Annotated in this window: 15 protein-coding genes and 1 pseudogene; 7 read left to right on the top strand and 9 right to left on the bottom strand. The window is 59.1% G+C overall.

Going from position 1 to position 13247, the window contains the following annotated elements:
- Positions 1-99: 99 nt before the first annotated feature.
- Positions 100-408 carry a DUF4148 domain-containing protein gene (locus E1956_RS45855; protein WP_134760922.1) on the top strand — a complete coding sequence of 103 codons (309 nt, stop codon included), beginning with the start codon at positions 100-102 and terminating at the stop codon, positions 406-408.
- Positions 409-678: 270 nt separating this feature from the next.
- On the opposite strand, the gene E1956_RS45850 is transcribed toward E1956_RS45855, so the two are convergent.
- Complete coding sequence (locus tag E1956_RS45850) at positions 679-885, bottom strand: hypothetical protein (protein WP_134760770.1); 207 nt, start codon at positions 883-885, stop codon at positions 679-681.
- Between the two features lie 10 nt (positions 886-895).
- Positions 896-1072, bottom strand: coding sequence for a hypothetical protein (locus E1956_RS46635; protein WP_167760371.1), 177 nt, complete (start codon positions 1070-1072; stop codon positions 896-898).
- 263 nt (positions 1073-1335) lie between these two features.
- Between E1956_RS46635 and E1956_RS45845 the strand changes: the two genes are divergently transcribed.
- On the top strand, positions 1336-2139 hold the full coding sequence (locus E1956_RS45845; RefSeq protein WP_134760769.1) for a BPL-N domain-containing protein: 804 nt from the start codon (positions 1336-1338) through the stop codon (positions 2137-2139).
- A gap of 4 nt (positions 2140-2143) precedes the next feature.
- Here the strand turns inward: E1956_RS45845 and E1956_RS45840 are convergent, their stop codons facing one another.
- Positions 2144-2539 (bottom strand): avidin/streptavidin family protein, encoded by a 396-nt coding sequence (locus E1956_RS45840; RefSeq protein ID WP_167338331.1) that lies wholly within the window; start codon positions 2537-2539, stop codon positions 2144-2146.
- Positions 2540-2904: 365 nt separating this feature from the next.
- On the opposite strand from E1956_RS45840, the pseudogene E1956_RS47330 reads away from it, so the two are divergent.
- Positions 2905-3715: pseudogene (locus tag E1956_RS47330) on the top strand (tyrosine-type recombinase/integrase); the annotation flags it as partial.
- A gap of 118 nt (positions 3716-3833) precedes the next feature.
- Positions 3834-4301, top strand: a complete 468-nt coding sequence (locus E1956_RS45830) for an SET domain-containing protein (protein WP_134760765.1) — start codon at positions 3834-3836, stop codon at positions 4299-4301.
- 24 nt (positions 4302-4325) lie between these two features.
- Here E1956_RS45830 and E1956_RS45825 read toward each other — a convergent pair whose 3' ends face one another.
- The 5 genes from E1956_RS45825 to E1956_RS45800 all read right to left on the bottom strand — a co-directional run bounded on the left by E1956_RS45825 (position 4326) and on the right by E1956_RS45800 (position 7763).
- Complete coding sequence (locus E1956_RS45825) at positions 4326-4736, bottom strand: GNAT family N-acetyltransferase (RefSeq protein ID WP_134760763.1); 411 nt, start codon at positions 4734-4736, stop codon at positions 4326-4328.
- A 754-nt stretch (positions 4737-5490) separates the two neighbouring features.
- Positions 5491-5841, bottom strand: a complete 351-nt coding sequence (locus E1956_RS47325; RefSeq protein WP_232072556.1) for a DUF6283 family protein — start codon at positions 5839-5841, stop codon at positions 5491-5493.
- Entirely contained in the window at positions 5838-6473 is a 636-nt protein-coding gene (locus E1956_RS45815; protein ID WP_134760761.1) for a hypothetical protein, read from the bottom strand. The genes E1956_RS47325 and E1956_RS45815 overlap by 4 nt, the downstream gene beginning before the upstream one ends.
- Positions 6470-6736 carry a hypothetical protein gene (locus E1956_RS45810; protein WP_134760759.1) on the bottom strand — a complete coding sequence of 89 codons (267 nt, stop codon included), beginning with the start codon at positions 6734-6736 and terminating at the stop codon, positions 6470-6472. The genes E1956_RS45815 and E1956_RS45810 overlap by 4 nt, the downstream gene beginning before the upstream one ends.
- Positions 6737-7010: 274 nt before the next feature.
- The gene (locus E1956_RS45800; protein ID WP_134760755.1) at positions 7011-7763 is read right to left on the bottom strand and encodes a hypothetical protein; all 753 of its coding nucleotides are present in this window, start codon (positions 7761-7763) and stop codon (positions 7011-7013) included.
- A gap of 164 nt (positions 7764-7927) precedes the next feature.
- On the opposite strand from E1956_RS45800, the gene E1956_RS45795 reads away from it, so the two are divergent.
- A complete protein-coding gene (locus E1956_RS45795) occupies positions 7928-8926 on the top strand; it encodes a helix-turn-helix transcriptional regulator (RefSeq protein WP_134760753.1) in 999 nt (332 codons plus the stop codon).
- A gap of 226 nt (positions 8927-9152) precedes the next feature.
- On the top strand, positions 9153-9635 hold the full coding sequence (locus E1956_RS45790; RefSeq protein WP_134760751.1) for a hypothetical protein: 483 nt from the start codon (positions 9153-9155) through the stop codon (positions 9633-9635).
- Between the two features lie 664 nt (positions 9636-10299).
- Here E1956_RS45790 and E1956_RS45780 read toward each other — a convergent pair.
- On the bottom strand, positions 10300-10500 hold the full coding sequence (locus E1956_RS45780) for a hypothetical protein (protein ID WP_134760747.1): 201 nt from the start codon (positions 10498-10500) through the stop codon (positions 10300-10302).
- Positions 10501-11445: 945 nt separating this feature from the next.
- Between E1956_RS45780 and E1956_RS45775 the strand changes: the two genes are divergently transcribed.
- Positions 11446-12924, top strand: coding sequence for a hypothetical protein (locus E1956_RS45775; protein WP_134760745.1), 1479 nt, complete (start codon positions 11446-11448; stop codon positions 12922-12924).
- The last annotated feature ends 323 nt before the right edge of the window (positions 12925-13247 follow it).

The raw sequence follows: 13247 nt of genomic DNA, 5'->3' as shown, positions 1-13247 counted from the left end.
AATCATGGTTAACCCTAGAGCATGAAACTCCTAGACTTGGCTCATCGGTTGCAGCGAATCCACCGCATCGAAAGCCAAAACACCATGGAGGTTGTCATCATGAAGTCCCTTATCCACGCCGTCGCCGTTGCTGTTGCCATCCTTGTCCCGGTTGCCTCGTTCGCGCAGTCGAATGCGCCAGTAACCCGTGCGCAGGTTCGCGCCGAACTGGTGCAGCTTGAAAAGGCCGGCTACAGCCCCGCGCGCGGAAACGATCCGCACTACCCCGACGACATTCTTGCTGCGGAAGCCAAGGTTGCCGCACAAAACAGCGCCGTCGGCGGCGTCGCGAACGGCTCGAGTGCCTCGGGCAGCCCTGTTGCGCGCCCCGCCTACGACGGCATGAAGCCGGTCTACTTCGGCCAGTAACCCGCCGGACTAGCAAATTTCCCAAAGGGGCGCCGCAATCGTGCGTCTCCTGCTCGAGTGACTGGCCCGTTCCCGCGATCAAGCCCGGAGTGAGCCAGTTTTTGTATGAATACCTCCACGACGGGGCTCCGTCCCCGCTCGTTTCACCCAGACCTCATGGGTCTGGGTCGTTTTCACATTCTCAGGCTGCGTCTGGGGCTCTTCTTGAATTCCGACGTGATCTTGCCCCGTGTCAACAACCGTGCAATGGTCATCGCCATCCCCGTTTTCCTATTCGAACTCGATCAAGCCCGACTTCCATTGCTCATGTCGGCCGAGCTTCGTTAGTTCCGCTTGATCTGCGACTTCCAGTAATGCTTTCGCCAATGCCCTCAGACGGTCCGGATAGATGTCTTGTCCGTTTCCCATCGGAGAGTCGAGCGTGACGAGCGGCGCACCGTGCTGATCCCTGCAAAGCCTGTATTCGAGTCGCTTCATGACAGTTTTCCTATTCGTGCCCGCGCAGCTGATCGAGCGATTCATCCAGTACGTCAGCGGCGGCCGCGTGCAGCCCAGCGGTTACATCGTCCAGCTCGACGCCGGAGGGCATCTTGCGCGATTCAGCGACGTCCCGCAGCGTATTGATCGCGAGCCGAAGCGCATCAGCGACGGTCAATTCTGGCATGGCAGTTTCCCGATGCGTTCGTCCGGGGCGCACTCACCGCTCGCGATGGACGTGAAGATGCGCCCGGCGATCTGCTCGGGCAACGTCTTCAATTGGCGGCTGGCGGGACGAAGGGATTGTGTTGTCATATGGAATATTCGGACCTGCTGAAACCTGGAAGCTGACATTGCAAACAAACTTGGTGTAATCACGAAACCAGACCACAATTCGTTCAGTGGATCAAGACCATGAACGAGATATGCACTGGACCGCCACGAATCAGCATGCCAAAGCCTCAGATCCTGACCTATATCGATGCCGGAACCTCCGACGGGACCTCGCGCCTGATGAGAACGATCGGACAGCAGCTTCGCCCCGGAGCATACGAGATCCGCGCGGTCATGGCCGATGACATCAAGCATGACGCCGAGCTCTTCGATGACGCGGCGCTGTTTGTCATGCCGGGTGGTGCCGACCTGCCCTACTGCACAGCTTTGAATGGCGGTCCCAATGGGCGCATCCGAAAGTTCGTTGAAGAAGGTGGTGCCTACCTGGGCATTTGCGCGGGTGCGTACTACGCGTGCAGGGAGCTCGCATTCCACGCCGGGACCGATGGCGCGATCTGTGGCACACGCGAGCTGAGCTTCGTGGACGCGCTCGCGGTCGGCTCGTTACCCGAACTCACGGGGGGCGTCACCTACGACGGCACGCCGCGAAGCGCCGCTGCGGTGGAAATTCGGACGACAGATCGACTGACCGATGCCCCGATGTCGCTTTACACGTACTACCATGGCGGCTGTCGCTTCGATTTCGGCCATGCACCGAGCCCCAATGTGCAGATTCTGGCCGTCTACACGGGTATCGAAGGCGCCCCGCCCGCTATTGTGAGTTCAAGGGTGGGCAAGGGCCGTGCGATCCTGACGGGTGTCCACCTGGAGACCTCGGAGCGCGAGTGCAGAGACGCGTTGCGCGGCCACACCGACATGACCACGCACGTGGATGTTTGTCAAAGACTGGGGGAGACCGGTACGGTGCGATTGGCAGTCTTCCGCCAATTGCTGGTACACGCCGGACTCGCGCTGCGATAATCAGTCAGGGCGTCCAGTACCAGACGGTGGAGTTGGAGATAAAGGTCTCCCACATCGCGTGTGGCTTGCCGGGATCATCGTCTTCATAGAGGCGGGCAAGCACCCATTGGGCCTCGATCCGTTCCCTCGATGCGTCGCCGAGGCCATCCTGATCGCCCGCGGCCAGATAGCGACCGGCAAAGGTCGTCAGCGAGGCATGCTGCTCCGACTGATTCTTCCAGAGCACGGTGAACCCGATGAGCGAGCCGTCGGTCATGCCGTGCGTTTCGAACCATGCGTTGGGGTCGGGTTTTCCCACTTTGGTCTGATAGCGCCCGGTGAAATGGGCACCCGGCCCGATGGAAAGGATTTCGAGCCCGCCACCGTTTCTGCTGAGCCATCGTCCAACTCGGATTGTCATGGTGTCTCCTTTGTATTGCGTGGATCGGAAGACGGGGCGTCCCGTCAACGGCATCAAATCTGCTGCATGGGCACAGTAATAGCCAGGTGCCTGTCTGGAATAGATCCAGCATAGATCGTGCACGCCGGAGTGTGTCGTTTGCCTGCAAAAGAACGTCAGCTGCGGCTGACGTACTTCCGGGACTGAAGGGCTCGATATAGAAGTGCATGAAACCTCACGTCGCTTTCCATTGTCCTGCAAGCGCTCCGCGTCGCGCGGTACAGTGCGTCACTGGTGGCAAACCCGCCGCTCCAGCAACGATGCTGCCGAACCCGGCGGTATGCTCAGCACGTCCGCTTTGGTGTCGTTCGTCATTGAAACGACCGGACTGGCGGCCGTTCAACGGGAGCCTCTCCGGGCGCTCGGTCGCGTATGCTCTCGCTGACTATTCTCGACGCCCTGTTCCGCTGGCTCATCGAGTAGCGTTACGTACTCGCGAACCCGTTTACAGGTGTGAAGGTGTGCAACGCGACGGGCACCCGGGTGCCAAATATCGCGCACGCGTTCACCGAAGGCGAATGGGCGCTCGTGCGCACGATCGCGGATGGCCTGGAATGGTTGTATGGCTGGTCGGCTCCGGCTGCGCAGCGCCTGCGCTTCCTGCTGGACTTCGGGTGTGCGACCGGCCTGCGCGCGAGTTCATCGGCGCGACGCTCGGACACGTCGAAATCGATCCGCGCGGCGATCACTGGCTGCGCGTGACAGGCGAGGGGAAGAAGCTGGCACGCGTCGCACTGACACCGCTCGCGTAGGACGCGCTCGCACGCTATCTCGTCGAACGCGACCTGCTGTGCTGCCCGTGCGCTGGAATCCGCAAACGCCTGCAATCGGCAGCCTCGAGGCTGACTGTGACGCGGCGATCAGCAGCGTGCGCCTGTGGATGGTAATGCGGCGGTTCTTTGCGCTGGGCGCTGGCGCGATCGAGGCCAACCACGCGCCCCTCGCAGAAAAACTGCGCCGTGCCAGCCCGCACGGGATGCGCCACACACATGCGACGCACTGGGACGTGACGCGGAATTCACCGGCGTGCGCGATACCCTGGGGCACGCGTCCGTATCAACGACCTCCATCTACCTGCACAGCGACGAGGTCAAGCGCGTCCAGCAGATCGCCCAGGCTTTCACCAGGACAAAATGAACATGAGGTCGCTCATGTGCAGCCGCCCATGAGCAGGCCACGCGAAGGTGTCGGCCGCCACATGTGGCTGGCCTTTTCTCCGGCTATACTCCGAGCCTCCCCCCTTCCATTTGACCGCATGAAACGCGTTTCCGTCCGTCGATCTCCCATCCACGGCAAGGGCGTATTCGCACTTTGTCCGCTCTCCCGTGGTGAGCGCGTGTTCGAATACAGAGGCCTCGTGACCAGCTGGCAGGAAGCGTCACGTCACTACGCGCGACGCGACGAGGAGAACCATACGTTCCTGTTCGGCCTGTCCGACGGACGGGTGATTGACGGTGGCCGCGGCGGGAACGGCGCGCGGTGGCTCAACCACGCCTGCACCGCGAACTGCGAAGCGGTTGAGGAAGGCGGCCGCGTCTACATCGAAGCGATCCGCAACATTGCGCCCGGCGAGGAGCTCTTCATCGACTACGCGCTCGAGGTTCCATCGAAAACGAAATCCCTCAGCGAATACGTCTGCCGTTGCGGGACAAGGCGTTGCCGCGGAACTATGCTGGGCCGCGCCTGGCGCGATCGGGTGCGCGCGATCGATCGCTCGGCATAGCAGCGATCGGCCGCAACCTGTCGTTCAGCGAGCGGGGAAACCCGCCATTTGAACCGCATACCGTACGAACAGTGTCACAACTTCGGCGGCAAATGCGGCAACAGCCACACCCACCGCGGCGACATCAACAAGATCCGGAATGAGATCCGTAGCTTGGCGCCCGCAAACTGAAAGTGGCACTTGAGAAACCGGGCGAACTGTCACAAGGGCGATACAGCCGGGACTGAACGAATTGGCAGCACCATCGGACAGCCCTGTTCGTCCATTTCGTTTGAAACCATTGCGCTCAAGCCGGGTCGCAAATCGCTCATTCTGTACCGCCTCGATCTCGATGCACTCAAAAGGCAACTTGGGTTCGCTGATAACCATCTCCATCAGCGACGTAAAGAAGCTCTTGCCGCGATACTCCGGGCTTACTTCGATATTTGCGAGCAAAGCGCATTGCCACGTCGCAGGCGAAGGCCGGGCGTGCCACTCCTGCAGTACGCAGCGAAGACGTTCCCCCGGTACCATCGCGACAGCCCATCAGGCGTGTTCGGGATACGCACTCAAAGGCCTTAAGCCAGCGCAGGAAGCACGTTATTTCCCTGACGAACATTGGTCGGGTACCTGAATGGGCCCAAAATCCATCGCCTTCGATTGAAGTTGACTTCATAGTCTCGGAGACGATCTCACGCGTGTGTTAATTGACTATCCCGCAGCTTTCGAGACACTGCTTGCCGGCCATGCCGCTGAGACTGCATCGTCATCCGCATCGCAGCCCTTGCCGAGACCCAGTGCTGCTGCGAGCTCTACCGAGAGCTGATGACCTGCTAGCACGTCCGGCGCAGCTTCCAGAACAGCCACATCTTCGTCAGGATGGGTAGCTTTGTAGAGGTAACCAAGGGGATTGCGCACCAGGCCGCATATCGCCCGACCTTCTGCAATCTCCAGGGCCACGCAAGGCCCACGGGCACACTTCAGGAACTCTCGAGCGAGAGCGCACGGCTCGGTAGTACAACAATATCCGCAGCCGTTGCAGGCATCGCCAAACTTTGGCTTCGGGAGTTTGTTCAACTGATTCATCATCGCATGATAGCCGTTTCACCCGTCTGTGAAGCATTCCGGCAGCCAAGCTCTCGCGGCGTGCGATATCTTTACGCTTTATGAGGGCATATCGCGGCCTTTGCCGCCAACCGGATCGGGGATCTCAGGTCGCGCGAAGCTTGTCCAGCACTTCTGCATAGTTGTCATGCAGCTCGGGCCAGTCAGCGTCGGGCGCCAGCGCGGCAGGAACGAGGCGGCCAGACATTACCGCAAGGCGTACCGCCGGATGGCGACGACCAACCTTTGCCAGCCAGCCGGCACAGGCAAATTCCTCTCCCTCCCGGGACTGGTGACACGCAAACATGCTGGCACCGAAGTCAGGTCCCATGCCACGATGATCAGGACACGTGCCGGCCAGCCTTTCGGCCAGTTCAAGACTGAAGTTCGGAATATCCCCCGCCGCTGCTGCGCGGCGCCAGGGACACGATGCGCAAGGCTTACCCGGCGTCTTCAAGTTGCCAATCCTCCTTCTTCCAGCTGATAGGAAGCCTCATCCGTAGCCGGGTAGCCGACTTCCTGCGTCCAGAAATTCAGGCATGGCCAGGCGGCGACGCCGTTACGCTCGCGAATCGCACAGAACCCCGCGTGCGCGAGCCCGTGCACACCGATGTACGCGCGCATCTGCAAGGCCAGCCGGATCGCCTCACCGTCGCCACCGTATTCGTCGTCACGAATGATTTCTTCGCCGGGCAACGCAAGCTCGACGCCTGCAGCCCACGCCCACGCAGTGGCCTCCGGATCTGAACATTGAATGACAGCTCGATAGAGGGGGTCGTCCGGGTGCAGGTCGGCGTCCTCGACCATCCGCAGCATTTCGCGCTGGCCGGCGTAAAGGTTTCCGTCCATCAGTGACCGGAAGCAGCGTGGCGTAATCGCTAGGTGCCCCGCCTCATGGAGCATCGTCGAGATACGGCATGCGGGATCGACAGCGAGTGCTCCCCGATCAAGACGGCAGCCTCTGGAAAAGCCGTTCGCACCGGCTTCGTACCGGGCGCGAATTCCAATTTCACTGAAGAAACGCATCACCCTTTCCCGGGTTTGCGGGGAATCGATCTGATAGTCAGACGGCATATGCACTGGCATCATGCCTGCATCCGTTCGCGTTTCATGATCAAACGGACTGACTGGCGGATCCGCCGTGCCGCCGCCACTGGCGTATCGGAAACCGATGCCCAGTCGTTGTGCCACCACTCGATGACCGCCGCTGCCTCCCGGTCAGTGCCGGCCAACACGACCTCACGCATCTCTTGCGCGACAGCATCCCACCAGATTGACGGATCGCGGTCACTTGCCCGGGGATCGATCGCCTGCCGGTAGACCGTCTTGAGCACATCGAAAGATAGTGTCATAGCTTTTTCAGGCGGCCCCGCCTGTCGAACCTCGCGAAACCTCAATTCTCTCGAGTTCGAAATGCACTTCCGCGTACGCGGCATTGCATCGCCAGAACTCTCTCCCATCGCGATCAAAAATCGCCTGCCCCTTCACCACCGTGCATCGCGCCTGTGGATAGACGGGACCGTGTCCATTCATTGCGGCTGACAAGGGGCTTCGCTCCTTGCAGCGCGCCAGATACGTTCCGTCACGCATAGCCATTGATCTCTCCGGATTCCGTGCTTCCGTATCTTATCCTGATCGCCGCCGCGTGCGTGGCGGGTAAGCGTCGATATTCATCGAGGCCACCTCCGCTGCGCGGACGGCACCGCCAGGCAGAGCCGGAATCGGAAAGGTCGCAAGCAGGAATGCATCTTCATCTGGCCCAGAGGTGAGGCGGTAACCAATCAATTGATAACAACGTTGACCCACCAAGGCACGCAACGACGATGCGACTTTGACCATATCCCTCAGCCTGGGCGGGCGAACTTGCGGCACGGCGATGCCCAACAGCGTCGCTTCAGGTTCAACGCGGCTCGCGCCCTGAAAGTAACCGAGATTTTGAAGCGCGCAGCGGGTAATGGAATCGTGGTCTGCACTGCCCGCCTTCGAAGCGACCATTAAAGTGTCGCACGACAATACATCGAGTAGTTCGGCCCATTGAAAGCGGACGACGTGGTTCGCCGTCGCCACGGTGAAAAGAGCGCCGGCTGCAGCGGCAATCGCTTCATGCATTGTTGAGTGAGCGCAGACAAGCACGGCACCACAATCGCGATGACCGAGTGGAAGCGATGTGTCGACGAGTACCGTAATGCGGGCCGTATGGTCTGGTGGCTGACTGCCAGGCTCGTTGAGTTTTCCCGCCAATTGAAAGCAAAGATCGGCTTCACGAGCCGGTGGCTCAGTCGGTGACATTGACCAATGCACCTTGTCACCACAGGACGGCAGCATACTCAACGGCTTCGTCCAGAATCCTTCCGGATCGACGATGGTTGCTCTGAACATTTATTCTCCGGGGGGCAGGCCGGCTAGCTTGAAAGTGAAGTCTGGTATCCGATGTCATTTGGAATTTTGATCGAATTCGCCGCTGTCCCGTCATGATCCGCGCACACGCGTTAATTTACGTCGCACCGCGTGCTAGGATGCTCAAAAAAACTCTGGGAGCATGATTGCGCGAATCCACTGAACAAACGCTGTCCAGGCAATGGGCGCTACTGCGCTGCATTCCAGCGTGGCCTCGTAAGGTATCTGTGGCCGATCTCATTTCCGCAATGGGATACAGGCAGTTCACCGTTTCGCGGCGCACGATCGAACGAGATTTGCGGGCGCTTGCCCAACAATTTCCGCTGACTGCAGATGATTCGAGCAAGCCTTATGGATGGAGCTGGGCCAAAGGTGCCAGGCAGGAATTCGCGCCACGCTTGTCCACATCGCAAGGTGTCGCATTGCTGCTCGCCCACGCACACCTGAAATCATTCCTGCCTAAAGCGATACTCAACGAACTCAAACCTGTCTTCGATAGTGCCATCACGGAGGTTGCCCAGACAGGCTGGAAGCGTTGGCATAGGGAAACTGCAGTGATTCCCACGTCGCTGGCTCTTATAGCGCCTCCGATCGATGCAGGAGTATTGAATGACGTACACGAAGCGTTGGCACGAAAGCGCCGTCTAACCGGGCGATATCGCTCCAAAGGTGCCGACGTGGCGAGGGAAGTAGCGTTGAATCCGCTTGGGCTCGTCGTCCGAGGTCCAGTGCAGTATCTGATCGCGACGATGTTTGACTACACCGACGTTCGGCAGATCGCACTCCATCGACTGGCAAGCACATCGGTGCTCTCCGAGCCACGCAAATCTCCGCCAGGCTTCGACTTTCAGCAATACGTTCAAGGCGCTGGCCGATATCACTCGCAGGGACCTGTACGACTGGTCGCATGGTTTGACCCGGTAGCGGTGGAACATTTGCGGGAGACACCGCTGTCGCTCGATCAGACTATCGTGCCTGTTGGCGACGGTACGCTTTTCGAAGTCTCAGCAACAGTGGAAAACGACGAACCATTGAGATGGTGGCTGCTTGGCTTTGGCAGCCGCGTCGAAGTGCGGGAGCCACATGATCTTCGAGCAGAGTTTTCGGCGCACGCAAGGCAGCTGGCCGAGCGCTACACCGCCTAGTGGCGAATCAATTGATACTTAATCTCGTAACCGGAGGACAGCTATGGCTGCAACTTATTCAGCGGAAGTGCGGTATCACCCGTGGGTCGGTAACCAATACAAAGACCAGAAGATCCGTTGGCTCATTCTCGGTGAATCTGGGTACAGTCTACGTCATGACGAACAGCGTGAAACCGAATGGATGATTCGGGCGCATAACGGCGATCCGCAGAGGGGCTGAAAATCAATGCGGTACGACATTCGCACCGCCGCTGAAAGATTGATGACCGGTTCACCTCAGCTTGATGACGAGGCAAGGCTACGATTCTGGAACACTGTGGCGTTCTATAACTTTGTCCGTGAGAGCATGCCAAACGCGCAGGTTCGTCCAACGAGGAGGCAATTCACCGAGTCTCGTAGCGCGTTCAGTGAAGTTACCAGGACTCACAAACCGCATGCCGTGTTAGTGATGGGTCTCGTCCTTTGGGGCTATTTGCCCGGTACAAAGGACGGGTGGGAAGAGGGGTGGGAACAAGCCGGTATTTCAATGCCAAGCCCATACAGGCGCAGATTGCTCAACGTTTGGACAGGCTTTTCCGATGGCGAGGCGAAACAAGACCCGTTCGCCTGTTTCCAGGTGGCACATCATGCCAGTAGAGGCTTTGATGCAAACAATTGGGTAACATGGATGGCAGTTGGCAAAGCAGAAGTCGAGAAGCTGTTTGCCTGACAGTGGCAACTGCAACGCAAAGGCAGTCGCTTTTGCACAATACTAAACCAGCAACGCAATCCAGGCGGGTTTGTTGTGCTGGTCGCCCTCGCTTCAGCACGGATCGTCCGCCATTCGCGACGGCCTTCAAGCGAGAGGCGGCGGCGGTTCTGACGTTCTTCTGAGGTCTGGGATGAGCACATGCGCGGGTGGGACACGCTCTCGCTATATTTTCCCGCGCCCGCGCTACCCTCCATCACTTGATGGAAATCGGCCAGAAATGTGTAACCCGGTTTATTCTTTATTTCTAGCCTCGTCACACTCAACCGTGTTTTGCTTCCAGGCGTCCTATTCTTGTGGTCGCGGCATCCCACGGTCGTTCCCCGTCTCTCACGATTGCTTCTCCGTTCGTTGTGTCCACCGCGTTCTTGTCTTCACTGCCCAGCTTCCTGCATCGGAGCCACCTGAAGTGCAGGCTGCACCGTGGGTTCGTTGCCACCATTCATGGTAATCGAAATTGCGCAGAAGATCAGCCCGACGCCGCTCACGGAGGTAGTGCGCCGTCACGCCAACGACAGCGATAGCAAGCACGGTCGTGCCTGCTCCCAAACCCAGCCACGTTTGGTCCACGTCAGCCTCCCCAGTTACACCGCTGCACCTCTGCAGTTGATATGTCGCTGTAAGCTCAGCCGTGGTAGTAGCCGTCGCCAACAGAGTTTTCCAGCACGCCGTCGACATACACGCCGACGGGGTCACCATCAGCGGACGTGAGGAGCGAGCCGGCGTGCTGGCCGATGATTTTTATCCGACCACCTCGAATGTTGGCCATTTCCTGGTAATCAAGCTCTACAGATTTCGGGATATCGCGGATCGTCAACGTATTCATGATGTGTTTCCTTGAACAGGGCGGTTGCGGGAACGGTCTGGCGGCCGGCTGCTTGCGGCACACTATGCACATGTCATGCCATCGGGGCACAATCCGCGCAAAGCGCATCCCAACGTGCATCGCGATGATGCGAGTTTGGGCGTGACCATCACTTACCTGAACAATGTTGGGAAATCGCCGACAGGGCTTTGCTTACTTCCTCCTACCCCTACTCCAAGGCTGCCAGCGTCGCTGACGATCTGCTCGTATTGAGCATTGCCCATGCGCGGCGGCGCTGGGCGGCACGTTGCCGACTTCGCTTGCTAGCGCTCGATGTAAAACCCTGTCCGGGTTGACACCGCTTGCTACGCGATGAACATCGTTTCGATGCTTCGGACGTTGTGAAACATAGAAAATGGCCCGTAGTTTTGAACTGCCCCGCAAAAAGTGGACTTCGATCCAAGCTTTGGGGTGTTTCTTATGGCGAATTACGACGAGCAGTTTCGGTTTCAGGTAGTTCAGGAGTATTTGGAGGACAACATGCGCTGCGATATGCCGATTGCATTAACCGTTGCCACCCCGGTTTTCTGTGCTCGCCGATCGAAATATTTGTAGACCACCAAGACAAAAAGCGAATTAGATTCTCATTGCTTTTCCTCCGCTAGCGAAAAGGAAATTCAACTTTGCATTCTCAATGGGTCTCAATTTTGCAAACGCGCAGATTCGAACCGTCCAGAACGACTGATCAAACGCGTCAGTCTTGAGTTGGAATACCTCCTGGCAAAGTGGGCAGCTCATTTGCCCTACCCCCGACTTTTTGCACGCTCTCGAAGTTCTTGTAGTGCACGAATTTCGCACTATATTTCGAACACCGTTCGCGCAAGATGAGTTCCGATTCTTCCAAAGGAAGGTCCGAAATCGTCTATGTGTTTTTTGGGCAGACCCGATCGGCAGCCAGGGAGCGTCATGATGGCGAACTATCAATGGACGGGAAATTCGGGCACGGGTGTCTTTGCCGTGGCTGCCAATTGGAACCTCGGAAACACGGTGGCAAGCGTGCCGCCGGGGCCGAATGATTTCGCCACCATCGCGAGTGCCGCCGAGGTGATCACCGGCGGCGGGACCGTCGAGACTCTATTTTTTCAAGGCACGGATCGCGTTGCGGGGCAGTTGACTGCGACCTACGGAAGCCCTGTCAACGGGGAGATGACATTGCTTCCTGGAGCCGTCCTGACCGCACCGATGCTGCACATCGGGGTTCAGCTCCCCCAGGGCGCCCAAGCACCGTTCGTCGGTACGCTCACAGTCGGCAAAGACAGCCGTGTCGTGATCGCCGGAACGCACTCCATCGACAACTACGGAATCCTGTTGGCTGCCGTTGCGCCAACAGGCAACGCCCCCGGGTCAAATGCAACGCTCGTGGTGGACGGCGAAAATGCCGTCGTCGACGGCGGCAATCTGCCGATGTCCGTGGGGCAGGTAGACAAAGGGCAACTGATCGTGCAGAACTCAGGCACCGTCAGCGTCGGCAGCGGCGATCCGCTCATTTATCCGTGGCCGCTCGTGATCGGCAACCACCCGGGTGCCAATGGCAAGGTTCAGGTGTCAACCAATGGCTTGTTGCAGGCGCGCGGACAGGTCATTGTCGGCCGCGAAGCCAACGGGACATTGGAGGTGAGCGAAGGCGGGACCGTCGTTGCGAGGGATCTCGCGATCGGTTGGGCACCGGCCACGGGTACGCAGCCGGCAGGCGTGGGAACCGTGACGGTCACAGGCGGGAACGCGCGCCTCGTCGTCGAGAATCAGCTCGAGGTCCAGCACATGGGAACGGGCTCGCTCATGGTCGAGAACAACGGCTTCGTGTCCGCGGGCATTTCGATTCTCGTGAATGGAACGCTCACCCTGAGCGGCGGGCAGATCGAAACGAATGCCCTTGCCGTCAACCCACCAGCGACGCTGAGCGGTAGCGGCACGGTGACGGCAGCCGCGGGCTTCTATATCGCCGGAACGGTAACGGCCACCAACGCATTGAACCTCATCGGCGATATCGACAACGCCAGTACGATCACGGTCGCTGAGAATGGCCATTTGCGATGCCTCGGCACGATCGTCGACACCGGCAAGATCGCATTACAGCTCAATGGCATCGCCTCGGTCGAGGCCGTGCCGTCGAGCCAGACCATCGAGTTCCTGGGCAAAGGTGCGCGGCTCGTGCTGCTGAACCCCGGTGCGTTTCTGGGCAAGATTTCCGGCTTTGCTGCGTCCCACAAGATAGAACTCGATACCGTGGCGAAAAAACTCGTCTATACGGCGCCGCCGCTGCTCACCGTCGAGGACGCACTCGGCAACGTCGTGGCGCAGTTGACGTTCGATACCACCTACCCCGGCGGCTTCAAGTTCGATGCGGGTGCGCCCCCGGGCCGCTCGATCATCGAGCTCAAGTGAGTTCAGCGATTCCCAACACGTAGAGATGTTGAGAGAGGACTCAGTCAGGCCTGCAACTGCGCCGGCGTGCCGTCCAGGATGCGAAGCCTGTCGGTCATATCGGAAAAGTCTGATCTGCCGCGCGAAGCTCGCTCACGAGCCAATGTGCAACTACCCTGCAGTGAGCAAGCGTCTCATGCAAGCGTGGCTCTGCCTGTAGGCCGGTCACCGCCTTCTCCAACTCATCCGAAGATTCGCTCAGCAGAGCGGCCTCCGGCAGTATCGACGAGCCGCGACAGTTGAGCGATCCAGTCGTACAGATCTGCACGTCGTTCGGGCTTTCG

It is taken from the genome of Paraburkholderia pallida, assembly GCF_004524855.1.
Classification (GTDB): domain Bacteria; phylum Pseudomonadota; class Gammaproteobacteria; order Burkholderiales; family Burkholderiaceae; genus Paraburkholderia; species Paraburkholderia oxyphila.
Note: the sequence above shows the minus strand (reverse complement) of the source record. Positions and strands in the feature narration are given on the sequence as shown.